Raw genomic sequence first — 13,612 nt, 5'->3', positions numbered from 1 at the left:
GTGCACATGGAGCCCCGAAAGAAAGCGCGCCGCCTGGCGGCCGGTGTCGACGAGCGATATCAGGTCGCGACGCCGCTGCGGGCGATCCTCAACAAGGTCTTCCCCGACCACTGGTCGTTCCTGCTCGGTGAGCTGGCGCTGTTCTCGTTCATCGTCCTGCTGGTCACCGGAGTCTTCCTGACGCTCTTCTTCGACCCGTCGATGAAAGAGGTCACCTACGACGGTGCCTATCCCGCGCTCCGCGGGATCCCGGTCTCCCGGGCGTACGACTCGGCGCTCCAGATCTCGTTCGAAGTGCGCGGTGGCCTGTTCGTCCGGCAGATGCACCACTGGGCCGCGCTGCTGTTCATGGCGTCGATCGTCGTGCACATGGCACGCACGTTCTTCACCGGCGCCTTCCGCAAACCACGCGAGGCCAACTGGATCATCGGCGTGATCCTGTTCCTGCTCGGCTTCCTCGAGGGCTTCACCGGCTACTCACTGCCCGACGACGGCCTCTCCGGCACCGGCCTGCGCATCGCCTCCGGCATCATCCTGTCGATCCCGGTGATCGGCACGTGGACGTCGGCCGCCCTGTTCGGCGGCGAGTTCCCCGGCCACCTCATCATCGGCCGGTTCTTCATCCTGCACGTCCTGCTGGTGCCCGCGCTCCTGCTCGCGCTGATCGTCGTGCACGTCGGCCTGGTCTTCACCCAGAAACACACCCAGTGGCCGGGCCCGGGCCGCACCGAACGCAACGTGATCGGCGAGCGGTTCTTCCCCCGCTACGTCTTCAAACAGGCCGGCCTGTTCATGACCGTGTTCAGCGTGGTTGCCTTCATGGGCGGCCTGTTCCAGATCAACCCGATCTGGCTCTTCGGCCCCTACCACGCGTCCGAGGTCTCCTCGGCCTCGCAACCCGACTGGTACGTGATGTTCCTCGACGGCCTGGTCCGCCTCATGCCGGCCTGGCAGATCACGATCCCGATCGGCGACGGCTACTCGATACCGCCGATCTTCTGGCCGGGCGTGATGGCCCTCGCGGCGATGATGACCGCGGCCGGCGCCTACCCGTTCATCGAGCGACGCTGGAAACGCGACTACGCCCGGCACAACCTCCTGCAACGACCACGAGACGCCCCGCAGCGCACCGGGCTCGGGGTCATGGCGTTCACGTTCTTCCTGATCGCCACGGTCTCCGGCGGCAACGACGTCATCGCCGACAAGTTCCACCTCAGCCTCAACGCGATGACCTGGGCCGGCCGCATCGGCCTGCTGATCGGGCCGCCCCTCGCCTACTGGCTCACCGTCCGCCTCTGCCTCGGCCTGCAGCAGCACGACCGCGAGGTACTGACCCACGGCATCGAGACCGGCATCATCCGCCGCCTGCCGACGGGCGGCTTCGCCGAGGTGCACCAGCCCCTCAACGGGGCCGAGCCCTTGCCGTACGCGGGCTGGACCGTCCCGAAGAAGATGAACCGCATCGGCGCCCTCGGCCCGGCAATCAAGGGCTTCTTCGTCCCGATCGAGCAGCCGGTGGGGCCTGCACCGGGGCGCGTGCTGCCGCTGGCAGGTGCGCCGGCCCAGGAGGGTGCTGCGCCGGCCCAGGAGGGTGCTGCGCCGGCCCAGGAGGGTGCTGCGCCGGCCCCCGGGTCTGCGACGGCCGCCGGCGGGCTGAGCGAGCTGGGCACATCGGTCGCGGTGCTGGCTCGGCCGAGCGACAGGTCGACCGAGCACAGCGCCGTCTCGGACGGACGCGACGCCGGATCGGGCGGGCGCGGTGCGGGCTCAGGCGGGCACGGTGCAGGCTCGGACGGACGCGGCACCCGCTCGGACGGACGCGACGCCGGTTCCGACGGGCGCGGTCCGGGCTCGGACGGGCACGGTGGCGGTGGCAGTGGCAGTGGCGGTGGCAGTGGCGGTGGCGGTGGCAGTGGCAGTGGCAGTGGCGGTGGCAGTGGCAGTGGCAGTGGCAGTGGCGGTGGCGGTGGCGGTTCGGACGGGCGAGGGCAGATCGCCGGGCGGGAATGAGATTGTTGGACGGTGGTGGAGTCACTCGACTTGCATCTGGAGTTCGACCGGTCGGCCGGGTTTCCGGGCCGCACGCTGGAGGGCGCCCTCCGGGAGAGCATCCGCACCGGGAGGCTTCCCGCGGGTTCGCGCCTGCCGGGGAGCCGCAGCCTGGCCGGTGATCTCGGCCTGGCCCGCGGCACGGTGGTGCAGGCCTATGCCCAGCTGATCGCCGAGGGCTGGCTGATCTCCACCCCGGGCTCGGCCACCCGGGTGGCCGAGATCCCGCACAGCGCGGCGCAGCAGGAAACGCACGCCAGCCGACGAATCGCGCCGATGCCCGATCACCCTAGCCTGCAACCCGTAGGCCCCCTAGGCACGAGCCGGACCACAAGACAGAACGCAGAGCTACCACCCGGCGTCGGCCAACCGCGCGCGGACACCCGGCCCGAACACCCAAACACGGCCACACCGCCTGGACCCGGACAACCGGACGCGGCTGTCCGGCCCGGAGGAGAAAACACCGCCACATCGGCCGGCCACGGACGGCCGCGGGCGGACACTCCACAGGCCTCACCGTCGGGGGCAAACGGCCCCGCCCAACCTGGGCGAGCGGGCCCGGTCGCGCGGCACGGTTCGGAGCAGCAACCCTCGAACGGTCGCGCCACCGGCCGGACCGGAGTAGAGGGCGCGGCCAGCCCGCCCGGCCCGAGGCGGGCGGCCGCGAAAGCGCCGCCCGGGTCCGGACGGCAAAGCGCGCAACCACTCCCCGGCCTGGGCGCGCAAGCCGGGGAGGTGCCGCACGGCCTCGGACAGCCACGCCCGGAAGAGCCGAACGTTGCCGGGCCGCAAGGCGCCGGGGCACCGCACACCCAATTGGGGCGAGGCGCCGAGAAGACGGAAGTGCCGCGACGCTCCGGGGCGCGGAGCAGGGCGGGGACGAACGATCCGGCCGGGGCGGTGATCGAGTTGCGGCCGGGGGTTCCTGATCTGAGTTCGTTTCCCCGGACGCTGTGGGCCGCCGCCCTGCGCCGTGCCCTCGCTACGGCGCCGAACAGTGCGCTCGACTACGCCGAGCCGGCCGGGCTGCCGGTGCTGCGGGAGGCCGTCGCGGGATATCTTGCGCGTACGCGTGGGGTGCGCGCGGAGCCGGAGGCCGTGGTGATCACCGCCGGGTTCACGTCGGGGCTGTCGCTGCTCGGGCGGGCGCTGCACCGGCGCGGGGCCCGGACGATCGCGACCGAGAACCCGGGGCTGGTGCGTCATCGGGACGTGCTGCGGGCGGCGGAACTGACCGTCGTGCCGCTTGCGGTCGGGCCGTCCGGTGCCGAGCCGGGGGACGCGGTCGGGCAGGCCGCTCTGCTGACGCCGGCGCACCAGCATCCGACCGGGGTCGTGCTGGCGCCGCGCAGCCGGTACCGGTTCATCGACTGGGCCCGGCGGAACAACGCCTACCTCGTCGAGGACGACTACGACGGGGAGTTCCGCTATGACCAGCGGCCGGTCGGGGCGATGCAGGCGCTCGACCCGGAGCGCATCGTCTACGCCGGGAGCACGAGCAAATCGCTGGCTCCGGGCGTACGTCTGGGGTGGATGATCGTGCCGGCGCCGTTGCGCCGGGATCTCGCCGCGGAGATCTTTGACGCCGGGGCGGCTGTGTCGGTTTTAGATCAGCTCGCGATGGCTGACCTGATCTTGCGCGGGGACTATGACCGGCATATTCGGCGGATGCGGCTGGTCTATCGGCGGCGGCGCCGGCAGCTGGCGTCGTCGATCGGTGTGCCGCTGCGGGGTATTGCTGCCGGGATGCATGCGCTGCTGCCGCTCGCGTCGGCAACCGGTGAGCAACGGTTGATCGCCGAGGGGCGGCGGCGTGGGCTGGCGCTGACCGGGTTGCACGGCAACGGCTACTGGCATGAGCCGGAGGGGCAGTCGGCCGCGCTGATCCTCGGATACGCGGCGCCACCAGCGCATTCGTGGCCGGCAGCACTCAGTCTGCTCACTCAACTGGTACAGCAAAGCGCCGCCGAACTGGTCCAAAATCGTGGGCCGGACGGCGTTACGGTCGGGCTATGAAGATCGGGAACAACGAGATCGTGCTTCTGGGCACGGCCAACCCGCCCTCGTTGCCGGCGGGATCGCACGTCATGACCGCGACGATCGAGCTGCCGCCGGGTGATCCGGGCTCGCCCCCGCATCGGCATTCCGGGCCGGTGTTCGGCTACATGCTCGAGGGCGAGATGCTCTTCGAGCTGGAGGGCGAGGCGCCCCGCGTGATCAAGGCCGGCGAGGCGTTCTGGGAGCCCGGCGGCGACGTCATCCACTACCAGGCGGCCAACAACCTGGCCGACCGCGCCGGCAAGTTCGTGGTCGTCATGGTGTGCGCGCCCGGGCAGGAGATGCTCACCCTCCTCAGCGCCGACGAGCTGGCGGAACGCAAAGATCGGCGGTGGCGGTGATGCGCATCCTGCTGGCCGGCTCGACCGGCGTGATCGGCCGTCGCCTCGCACCGCTGCTGACCGATTCGGGTCACGAGGTGATCGGCCTGGCCCGGACCGGTGCGCCCTTCAGCGTCGACGTACTCGATCGGGACGCGGTGACCGCCGCGGTCCGGGAGGCCCGGCCGGACGTGATCATGCACCAGCTGACCAGCCTCAGCGCCCGCGATCTCGCCGCCAACTCGCGGCTGCGCCGCGAGGGGACGCGCAATCTGGTCGATGCGGCGCTTGCTTCGGGCGTACGCCGGATCATCGCGCAGAGCATCTCCTGGGCGTACGGGCCGGGAGCGGAACCGGCGACCGAGCAGACGCCGCTGGACCTCGACGCCGAGGAGCCCCGGCACACGAGCGTGGCCGGGGTGGCCGCGCTCGAAGAGGCGGTCCGCGAGGCGCCGGAGTGGGTCGTCCTGCGCTACGGCACCCTCTACGGCCCGACCACCTGGTATGCCCGCGACGGCGCGATGGCCCAGATGGCGGCGGCGGGCCGACTCGCGGCCGACGCCGACGTGAGCAGCCTCCTCCACGTGCAGGACGCCGCGGCCGCGGCGGCCGCCGCCCTGTCCTGGCCGTCCGGGGCCGTCAACATCTGCGACGACGAGCCGGCCGCGGCCGCTTCCTGGGTGCCGGCCTTCTGCGCGGCGGTCGGCCTCCCCGCTCCCGCGGCTGCCGAGGGAGAGCGTCGCGGCTCGGCGCGCGGCGCAAGCAATCACTACGCCCGCAAGCACCTGGGCTGGCAACCGCAGTACCCGTCTTGGCGGGAAGGCTTCGGCACGCTCTGACCCGCCGGGCACCAGCGCTTCCGGCTCGATCTGACCGCCACGCACGGCACAGCATCCCCATGATCACCTCCCATGGCCAGGGCCCCATCGATTCCGCCCCGACCGGCGGTTAGGCGTGGCCGTCGCGGGTAGCCGTGCCCGGCACCGGCGAGACGGGGGAAGCGATGCATGACTACCTGAACGAGCACCGGGCCGCGCTGATCGACGAGCTGGCCGACTGGGTGCGGCTGCCGTCGATCGCCGGGGTGGCCGAACACGAGCCCGACCTGGCCCGGTCGGCGAACTGGCTGGCGGCCCGCCTGGGCGAGATCGGCTTCCCGACCGTGGGGATCTGGCCGGCCACGAGTGGGCCGGCCGTCTACGCCGAGTGGTGCGAGGCGCCCGGGGCACCGACCGTGCTGATCTACAGCCACCACGATGTGCGGGCGGCCAAGGACGAGCAGTGGGATCAGACGTCGCCGTTCGAGCCGGCGCTGCGGCGGGGGCGGCTCTACGGGCGCGGGGCCTCCGACGCCAAGGGGCAGGTCGTCGCCCATCTGTGGGGCCTGCGGGCGCACCTGCGGGGGCGGGGGGCGCCGGCCGTCAACCTGAAGGTGCTCGTGGAGGGCGAGGAGGAGGTCGGCTCGCCCGGGCTGGCGGCCCTGCTCGACGAGCATGAAGTCAAGGCCGACCTCGTGCTCTATTCCGACACCCTGCTCTGGCACGCCGAGCACCCGGCGCTCTGCCTGAGCCTGCGTGGGGGGATCAATGCCCAGCTGCGGGTTCTGGGCCCGGAGCGGGACGTGCACAGCGGCGCGGTCTCGGGTGCCGCGCCCAACCCGGCGGTCGCCCTGTGCCAGTTGCTGGCCCGCCTGCACGACGAGCGCGGGCGGATCACCCTGCCCGGTTTCTACGACCGGGTGGTGGAGCGGCCGGGCGCCTACGCGGACCTGCCCTACGACGATCGGGACTGGCTGGCCCGGTCGGACAGCCGCCACATCGTGGGCGAGCACGGCTACACCGTGCCGCAGCGGTTGTGGGCGCGGCCGGCGGCCGAGGTGACGTCGCTGCTGTCGGGTGACCCGGTGGGTGCGGCGCGCGGCGCCGTCCCGGCGGTCGCCACGGCCGGGATCAGCATCCGGACGGTCGGGGACCAGCGGGCGTCCGAGGTGGCCGAGCAGCTGCGCCGGTGGGTGGCCGAGGCGATGCCGGAGGGCGTCGAGTACGAGCTGACCGTCGCTGAGGAGGTTCTGCAGGAGCCGTACCGGACGCCCGACGACCTCCCGGCCGCCGCCCTGCTGGCCGAGGCTATGCAGGAGGGCTTCGGCGTGCCGAAGGTGCACCGCATGGGAAACGCCGGCGGTGGCCCGGCCGACCTGCTGGCCCACCATGTCGGCGCTCCGGTGCTGTTCTTCGGCACCGGCCTGCCGGAGGACTGCTGGCACGACAGCGACGAGAGCGTCTCCATCGACGTCCTGCTGGCCGGCGCGGCGACCCTCGCCGGCTTCTGGGGCCGGCTGGCCGAGAAGTGACGGCCGCCCTCACGGTCGGGGTGAAGGAGGAGTTCCTCCTCGTCGACCCGGTCACCGGGCTCAACCGCGCGGTCGCCGACAAGGTGATCGCCGGGCTGCCGGACGCCCGCCCCGAACTGCGCCGCAGCACCGTCACGATGGTCGCCGGGGTGTGCGGCGAGCTGGCCGGCCTGCGGGGCGAGCTGGTGCGCCTGCGGCGGGACGCCGCGGAGGCCGCCGATGATGCGGGCGCCCGGCTGGTCGCGATCGGCGCCACACCGGTCGGCGAGGAGGACCCCGGTGTGGCTGCCGACGGCCGGCACCGGGCGATCGCCGACCGGTACGGCCCGGTCGCGCTCGATCCGGCGGTCTGCGGCATGCGCGTCTACGTCGGCGTCCCCGACCGGGAGGTTGGCGTGCAGGCGGTCAACCGGTTGCAGGTCTGGCTGCCGGTGGTCCGGGCCCTGACCGGCAACTCACCGCTCTTCGAGGGCAGGGACACCGGCTATGCCAGCTGGCGCTGTGCGCAGCTGCTGCGGTGGCCGACCATGGGTCCGGCGCCGTGGTTCGAGTCGGCCGGCGACTACGACAGGACGGTGGCCGAGCTGATCGCTTCGGGCGCGGTCTTCGACGAGCGGATGGTCTACTGGTACGCCCGTCTGGCGCACCGTCATCCGGCGATCGAGATCCGGGTCAACGACGTCTGCTCCGATGTGGACGACGCCATCCTGGCCACGGCGCTGATCCGGGCCTCGGTGACCAGTGCGATCGCCGCCGCGCACGCCGGGCGGCCCTCCGCGCGCCCGCGCGACTGTGTGCTCGCCGCGGCGCATTGGCGGGCCGCCCGCGACGGCCTCACCCACACCCTGCTCGACGTGCGGCTCGGGCGGACCCGGCCGGCCTGGGAGCTGGTCAGCGAGTTCTTCGCCGAGGTGAGCCCGGCGCTGCTGGAGGCCGGCGACCTCGACCTGGTCCTGCAGGGGCTGACCGGTCTGCGCCGGCGCGGCGACGGCGCGGCCCGGCAGCGAGCGATGCTCGGGCGCACGCACGATGTCGGCCGCATGCTGGCCGCGCTCAGCCGTGATACGCGATCGCTGCCAGCTTAGGGAGGAGCCAGGGCGCGATGAGCTTCTGCACACCGGCGGGCGTGTAGTGCAGGCCGTCGCTGCGGATGCGGAGCCCGTCGACGCTCCAGGTGAACTTGCCGTGCGGGCAGACCACCCGGTTGAGGTCGAGCACGGTTGCTCCGGTGCGCGCCGCCTCGGTGCGGAGCAAGGCGTTCCAGGCGTCCACCCGGGACGGCTGGTCCTCGGGATAGAGTCCGCCGTCCGGCTTTTCCGCCCGATGGGTGTAGGCGGCAGTCAGCAGCACGACCGCGGCGCCGCGTGAGCCGGCGATGCCGATCGCCTTCGCCAGCTGGCTCGACAGGTACCGGTCGTAGTCCGGGTCGCCGACGTGCTGATAGCGCCCTTCGTATTTGCGGTCCATCAGCTCCCAGCGGTTCAGCTCGATGACCGCCACGTCCGGGTTGTCCGCCCGCACGCCCTTCTGCCAGCGCTTCTGCCACGACGTGCAGCCGGGATAGTTGGTATGCGGGGTTCCCAGCTGGAGGATGTCCGGCAGGGTCGCGATGCCGCAGCCCTGGATGGCCCGGTCGCTGGTCCACATGCCGGGGTGGTCGGGCAGGTAGTCACCGATCACCCACGACACCGAATCCCCGAAGAAGGTCACCCGCGGCTGGTTGCCCGCATTTTTGGGTCGGCCGGGCCGATACATCGGCCCCGGTTGCCGTACGGCATGACGCGTGGCCGGCGGCGCAGCCGGCGCGATGATCACCGGGGCGGCCGCGGTGGCCGGAGCCGGCGGCGGTACGGCCGTCGCCGTCGCGATCGCGAAACCGATGACCGTGAAGGCCGCCGCGGTGGCGGTCAGTGCGAGGGGGCGCCGCAGGCCGCCGTGCCGGATCGGCTGCTCGATCAGGTGATAGCTGACGACCGCGACCGCGAGGGTTCCGGCGAGCCGCACCGCGAGCAGCGGCCAGCGCGAGAGCCCGGTGTCGTCGGCGTTCACGAACGTGAACAGGGGCCAGTGCCAGAGGTACACGCCGTAGGAGATCCGGCCGAGCCACACCAGCGGCGGCAGACCGAGGAAACGGGCGAGGAACGAGCCCGGCCGGAGCGTCACCGCGAGGATGAGCAGTGCGGTGGCGAGCGCCGCGGCGGTGAGCCCGCCGTGATACAGCCCGGCCGCCTGGTCGGAGGCGGCGTGCCCGAGCCAGACGAGCGCGGCCAGGCCGGCGAGCCCGGCGAGAGAGGCCCAGCGGCCGGCTTTCGGGGCGACGAGGACGGCGGCGGCCAGGGCGGCGCCGATCAGCAGGGCCTGGGCCCGGGTGTCGGTGCCGTAGTAGGCCCGCGAGATGTCCGCCGGACGGAAGAACCACGCGCACAACAGCTGGGAGATGACGGCGCCGGCGCCGCACACCACGATCAGGACCGTACGCGCGTGCCGGCGCAACAACAGCACGGCCGCCACGAGCAGCGGCCACACCAGATAGAACTGCTCCTCGATACCGAGCGACCACGTGTGCTGCAGCGGCGACGGCGCGGCCGTGGCGGCCACGTAGCCCGTCCCCCGGAAGATCATCCGCCAGTTGGCGACGTAGGCCAGCGCGGCGTACGCGTCGGTCCGCAGCAGCCGGAGCGCGTCGCCGTCCCCCTGCCACCGGAAGTGTGCGGCGATCACCGTGGCCAGCAGCACCGCCAGCAGCGCCGGCAGGAGCCGCCGCGCCCGCCGGAGCCAGAACCGCCGCAGGTCGATCCGGCCGCGGGACCGGTGCTCGTTCAGCAGCAGCGACGTGATGAGAAAGCCGGAGAGCACGAAGAACACGTCCACCCCGAGGAAGCCGCCGCTGATCCCGGCCACCCCGGCGTGGAAGAGCACGACGGCGGCGACCGCCAGCGCCCGGATCCCGTCGAGCGCCGGCTGGTAGGCGAAGGCACCTCCGGTCCGGAGCAGCGCCGGCTCGGTCCGATCCGGGCCCTCGCGTCTCAGCACGGGAAGCTGGACCGTCGGGCCGAGGTGGCCGCGGTCCGCGACGCCCAGCACGGCTGTGCTGTCGGGGTCGGGGTCGGGGTCGTGGCCGGGGCCGGCGATGACGGGCAGCTCGACCGTCCGGTCGGGATGGTGGCGCCTCACGGCCTTACCTCTTTCCGGGGGATCTTCCGCGTCAGCCGGGCCCGCGTACCACCGTCGCAGGGTTTTAAACCAGACCGTTGCGCTATTTCCACGTGACACAGGGTAGCCAGGCGCGGTGACAAACCCCGCACCGTCGGCGTGGGCGCCGTTGCGCGTCGCCGCCTTCCGCAGCCTCTGGCTGGCCCTGCTGGCCAGCAATATCGGCACCTGGATGCAGACGGTCGGGGCGCAGTGGTTGCTGGTCGAGAACTCCGGCACCGACACCCTGGTCGCGGTCGTACAGACCGCCAGCACGCTGCCGATCGTGCTGCTCGCCCTGCCGTCGGGCGCGCTGGCCGACACCCTCGACCGGCGGCGGCTGCTCATCGCCGTGCAGACTTTCCTGGTCGCGGTCGGCGTGCTGCTGACCGTGCTGACGCTGGCCGGCCGGATGCCGCCGGCGCTCCTGCTGACGCTGACCTTCGCGCTCGGCGCCGGGCAGGCGCTGACCGCCCCGGCCTGGCAGGCGATCATCCCCGAGCTGGTGCCCCGGCCCCAGCTGGCGTCCGCGTCCGCCCTCGGCGCGATCAGCATGAACCTCGCCCGGGCGGTCGGTCCGGCGGTCGCCGGTGTGCTGATCGCCCGGACCGGCGCCGGCGTGGTGTTCGCCCTGAACACGGTCTCCTTCGCGTACTTCGTGCTGGCGGTCTGGCGCTGGCACCCGCCGGACAACGGCCTCACCGACGCGCCCGAGCGCTTCTCGGCCGCGATGCGGGCCGGCGGCCGATACGTGCGGCATTCGCCGGTCGTTCGCCGCATCCTGCTGCGCGCCGCGGTCTTCCTGGTCCCCGGAAGCGCCCTGTGGGCGCTACTCCCCCTGGTCGCCAGCCGCCGGCTCGGCCTCGGCTCGGGCGGCTACGGGGTGCTGCTCGGCGCGGTCGGCGTCGGTGCGATCGCCGGCGCCGTGCTGCTCCCCCGGCTGCGCGCCCGCTGGTCGGTGAACCGGCTGCTCCTGGTCGCGGGGATGGTGTTCGCCGCGGTGCTCGTCGTGCTCGGTCTGGCCCGCTCGGAGGCCGCGATCGTGGTGGCGCTGCTGCCGGCCGGGCTGGCCTGGGTGATGGTGCTGTCCAACGTGAACGCCGCGATGCAGCTGTTCCTGCCGAACTGGGTACGCGCCCGCGGCCTGGCCGTCTACCAGATGATCTTCGCCGGAGGTCAGGCCGCCGGTGCGCTGCTCTGGGGTGCGCTCTCCGACGTCGCCGGCCTGGCCACCGCCCACCTCGCGGCGGCCGCCCTGATGGCGGCCGGGGTGGTCACGCTGCGCTGGTGGCCGATGCGGGACACCGCCGGGCTCAACCGGGACCCGGCCGTCTACTGGCCCGAGCCGCATCTCGAGTCGGAACCGGGGAGCCGGGACGGCCCGGTGCTGGTCACCATCTCCTACCCGGTGCGCCCGGAGCGCGAGGAGGCCTTCGTCAAGGCGATGGACGCCGTACGCCTGGGCCGGCTGCGGACCGGTGCCGTGCAGTGGGGGCTGTTCCGCGACATCGAGGAACCGGGACGGCTGGTCGAGGCGTACCTGGTGCCGAGCTGGGACGAACATCGGCGGCAGCACAGCGGCCGGCTGACGGGCAGCGACCAGGCGGCCGAGGAACGTGCCCAGGCCCTCGCCGACGGCCCACCCCGGGCCACCCACCTGCTGGCCACCTAATCGAGCGAGGCCCGGAAGAAGACCCGGACCAGCACTCGGAGGCCGAGCACGAAGGCGACGAAGAGCAGGACGTAGCCGAGGAAGGCGTACAGCGGGACCGTCGGGGTCAGCCGGGGGCCGGCCGCGCTGGTCAGCAGGATGATGGCACCCACGGCCGCCGCGGCGGCCAGGATGGTCAGCATCATCTGCTGGGCCAGGCCGGTGATGAACTGGCGGTCGCGGCGGTCCGCCAGCGCCCGCACCTGGATCGTCAGCCGGCCCTGCTCGGTGTCTTCGACGATCTTGTTGAGGCGCTGCGGCAGGCGCTGGAGGATCGGCAGCAGGCTCGCCAGCTGGCCCTCCAGGGTGTGGCGGACGGCGGCGGGTTCGAAGGCGTCGCGCATCAGGCGGCCGCCGGCCGCCTGGGCGGCGGCGAGCAGGTCGAAGCCGGGGCTGATCAGGCTCAGGGTGCCCTCGAGGGCGCCCATCGCGCGGAAGGCGGCCGCGACCTGGGCCGGCACCGCGAACCGGTGCCGGACGACCAGGCGGAACAGTGCGGTGAAGACGCCCGCCGCGGCGGCCGCGCCGGTGCGGTAGCGGACCATCAGCTCGCCGACCTCGCGTTCCAGGGTGCGCTGGTCGAGGTCCTCGGGACGGCCCAGCAGCTCGACCAGGGACGAGGCGGCGGCGATCGGGTCGTCGCGTTCGATCGCGTACAGCAGGAGGCCGAGCGCCGAGCGGGCGGTGCGGTCGAGGCGGCCGACCGCGCCGAAGTCGAGGAGGCCGACCGTCCCGTCCGGACCGATCAGCACGTTGCCGGGGTGCAGGTCGGCGTGGAAGACGCCGGTGACGACGATCTGCCGCAGCACCGAGCCGAGCAGGTCGGTCGCCAGGCGGCGCCGGTCGTCCGCAGCGAGATCGTGGAAACCGCCCGAGGCCGCCGACAGACGGGACATCACCAGCACGGTCGGCGAGGACAGGTCGGGAAAGGGGCGCGGCACGACGATGCGGTCGGACGACTGGAGCCCGGCCGCCACCGCCTGCGTGTTTTCCAGCTCGACCGTGTAGTCGAGCTCCTCGCGCAGCGACGCCGCGAACCCCTCGGCCAGCCGGCGCACGCCCAGCGACCGGCCCCACCCGGTCGTACGGTCGAGCCGGGCACCCAGGCGCACGATGATGTCGAGGTCGGCGGCGATCTGGTGGCGGGCGGCCGGGCGCTGAACTTTCACGACCACGTCCGTACCGTCGAGCAGGCGTGCCGAATGCACCTGGCCGACCGACGCGGCGGCCAGCGGGGCCGGCTCGATCGACGCGAAGACCGAGGAGATCGGCCGGCCGAGACCGTCGGCAATGGCCTTCTCGATCTGCGGCCAGGGCGCCGGTTCGGCCTGGCTCTGCAGCTTGCTCAGCTCGTCGATCAGGACCGGCGGCAGCAGGTCGCGGCGGGTGGAGAGGGTCTGACCGAGCTTGACGAACGCGACCCCGCCGTCCTCGAGCGCCCGGCGCAACGCGACCGCCGTCTGTCCCAGCCCGGGATCGGCGGGCAGCCGGCCCGGCCGCAGGAAACGGCCCAGCCCGTGCCGGACGGCGATGCCGACGATCGCCGTGTAGCGCCGGGTGCGCCGCCGCTGCCCGCGCCAGTTGCGCACCAGCGTGACGAGGCCGGGCACGGTGCCGGTGGGCAGGATCGCCTCGAGAATGACCAGCGCGGCCAGCCCGAGGGTGAACGTCCAGGCGATCGTGAGGACGACGAGCAGGACCGCGGCGGCCGAGCTGCCGGTCAGCCGGTCGCCGACCAGCAGGCCCGAGCGGTCGCCGACGAACTGCAGGATCGGCGGGCTGACCGCGACCAGCACCAGTCCGAACACGACGGACCGCCACCAGCCGACCGGCACGCCCAGGATGCGCCGGGCCAGCCCGGCCAGCAGCAGCACCGACACCACCCAGAACAGGACCACGACCAAGCCGTTGACCAGCGCCATGAGAGCCCCC

Annotated in this window: 8 protein-coding genes and 2 pseudogenes; 8 read left to right on the top strand and 2 right to left on the bottom strand. The window is 72.9% G+C overall.

Annotated elements, in window-relative coordinates; all coding sequences use genetic code 11:
* Positions 1-6: 6 nt before the first annotated feature.
* The 7 genes and pseudogenes from ACIA5C_RS21940 to ACIA5C_RS21910 form a co-directional block, all read left to right on the top strand.
* Positions 7-1,569, top strand: a pseudogene (locus ACIA5C_RS21940) (cytochrome bc complex cytochrome b subunit); the annotation flags it as partial.
* A 453-nt stretch (positions 1,570-2,022) separates the two neighbouring features.
* Positions 2,023-2,253, top strand: a pseudogene (locus ACIA5C_RS21935) (GntR family transcriptional regulator); the annotation flags it as partial.
* A gap of 639 nt (positions 2,254-2,892) precedes the next feature.
* Positions 2,893-4,065, top strand: a complete 1,173-nt coding sequence (locus ACIA5C_RS21930; RefSeq protein WP_396057703.1) for a PLP-dependent aminotransferase family protein — start codon at positions 2,893-2,895, stop codon at positions 4,063-4,065.
* The gene (locus tag ACIA5C_RS21925) at positions 4,062-4,448 is read left to right on the top strand and encodes a cupin domain-containing protein (protein WP_396057292.1); all 387 of its coding nucleotides are present in this window, start codon (positions 4,062-4,064) and stop codon (positions 4,446-4,448) included. Before ACIA5C_RS21930 ends, ACIA5C_RS21925 begins: the two co-directional genes overlap by 4 nt.
* A complete protein-coding gene (locus tag ACIA5C_RS21920; protein WP_396057701.1) occupies positions 4,448-5,266 on the top strand; it encodes an NAD-dependent epimerase/dehydratase family protein in 819 nt (272 codons plus the stop codon). The genes ACIA5C_RS21925 and ACIA5C_RS21920 overlap by 1 nt, the downstream gene beginning before the upstream one ends.
* A gap of 164 nt (positions 5,267-5,430) precedes the next feature.
* A complete protein-coding gene (locus tag ACIA5C_RS21915) occupies positions 5,431-6,777 on the top strand; it encodes a M20/M25/M40 family metallo-hydrolase (RefSeq protein WP_396057290.1) in 1,347 nt (448 codons plus the stop codon).
* Positions 6,774-7,862: a glutamate--cysteine ligase gene (locus ACIA5C_RS21910; protein WP_396057288.1), complete on the top strand. Its 1,089-nt coding sequence runs from the start codon at positions 6,774-6,776 to the stop codon at positions 7,860-7,862. The genes ACIA5C_RS21915 and ACIA5C_RS21910 overlap by 4 nt, the downstream gene beginning before the upstream one ends.
* Here the strand turns inward: ACIA5C_RS21910 and ACIA5C_RS21905 are convergent.
* Positions 7,831-9,951, bottom strand: a complete 2,121-nt coding sequence (locus ACIA5C_RS21905) for an acyltransferase family protein (RefSeq protein ID WP_396057286.1) — start codon at positions 9,949-9,951, stop codon at positions 7,831-7,833. The genes ACIA5C_RS21910 and ACIA5C_RS21905 overlap by 32 nt on opposite strands.
* Positions 9,952-10,066: 115 nt before the next feature.
* Here ACIA5C_RS21905 and ACIA5C_RS21900 point away from each other — a divergent pair, with 115 nt between their 5' ends.
* Positions 10,067-11,641: an MFS transporter gene (locus ACIA5C_RS21900; RefSeq protein WP_396057284.1), complete on the top strand. Its 1,575-nt coding sequence runs from the start codon at positions 10,067-10,069 to the stop codon at positions 11,639-11,641.
* On the opposite strand, the gene ACIA5C_RS21895 is transcribed toward ACIA5C_RS21900, so the two are convergent.
* On the bottom strand, positions 11,638-13,602 hold the full coding sequence (locus tag ACIA5C_RS21895; RefSeq protein ID WP_396057282.1) for an ABC1 kinase family protein: 1,965 nt from the start codon (positions 13,600-13,602) through the stop codon (positions 11,638-11,640). The two genes, ACIA5C_RS21900 and ACIA5C_RS21895, sit on opposite strands and share 4 nt — an antisense overlap.
* Between the last annotated feature and the right edge of the window lie 10 nt (positions 13,603-13,612).

It is taken from the genome of Actinoplanes sp. NPDC051343 (assembly GCF_044455125.1).
Taxonomy (GTDB): Bacteria; Actinomycetota; Actinomycetes; order Mycobacteriales; family Micromonosporaceae; genus Actinoplanes.
Note: the sequence above shows the minus strand (reverse complement) of the source record. Positions and strands in the feature narration are given on the sequence as shown.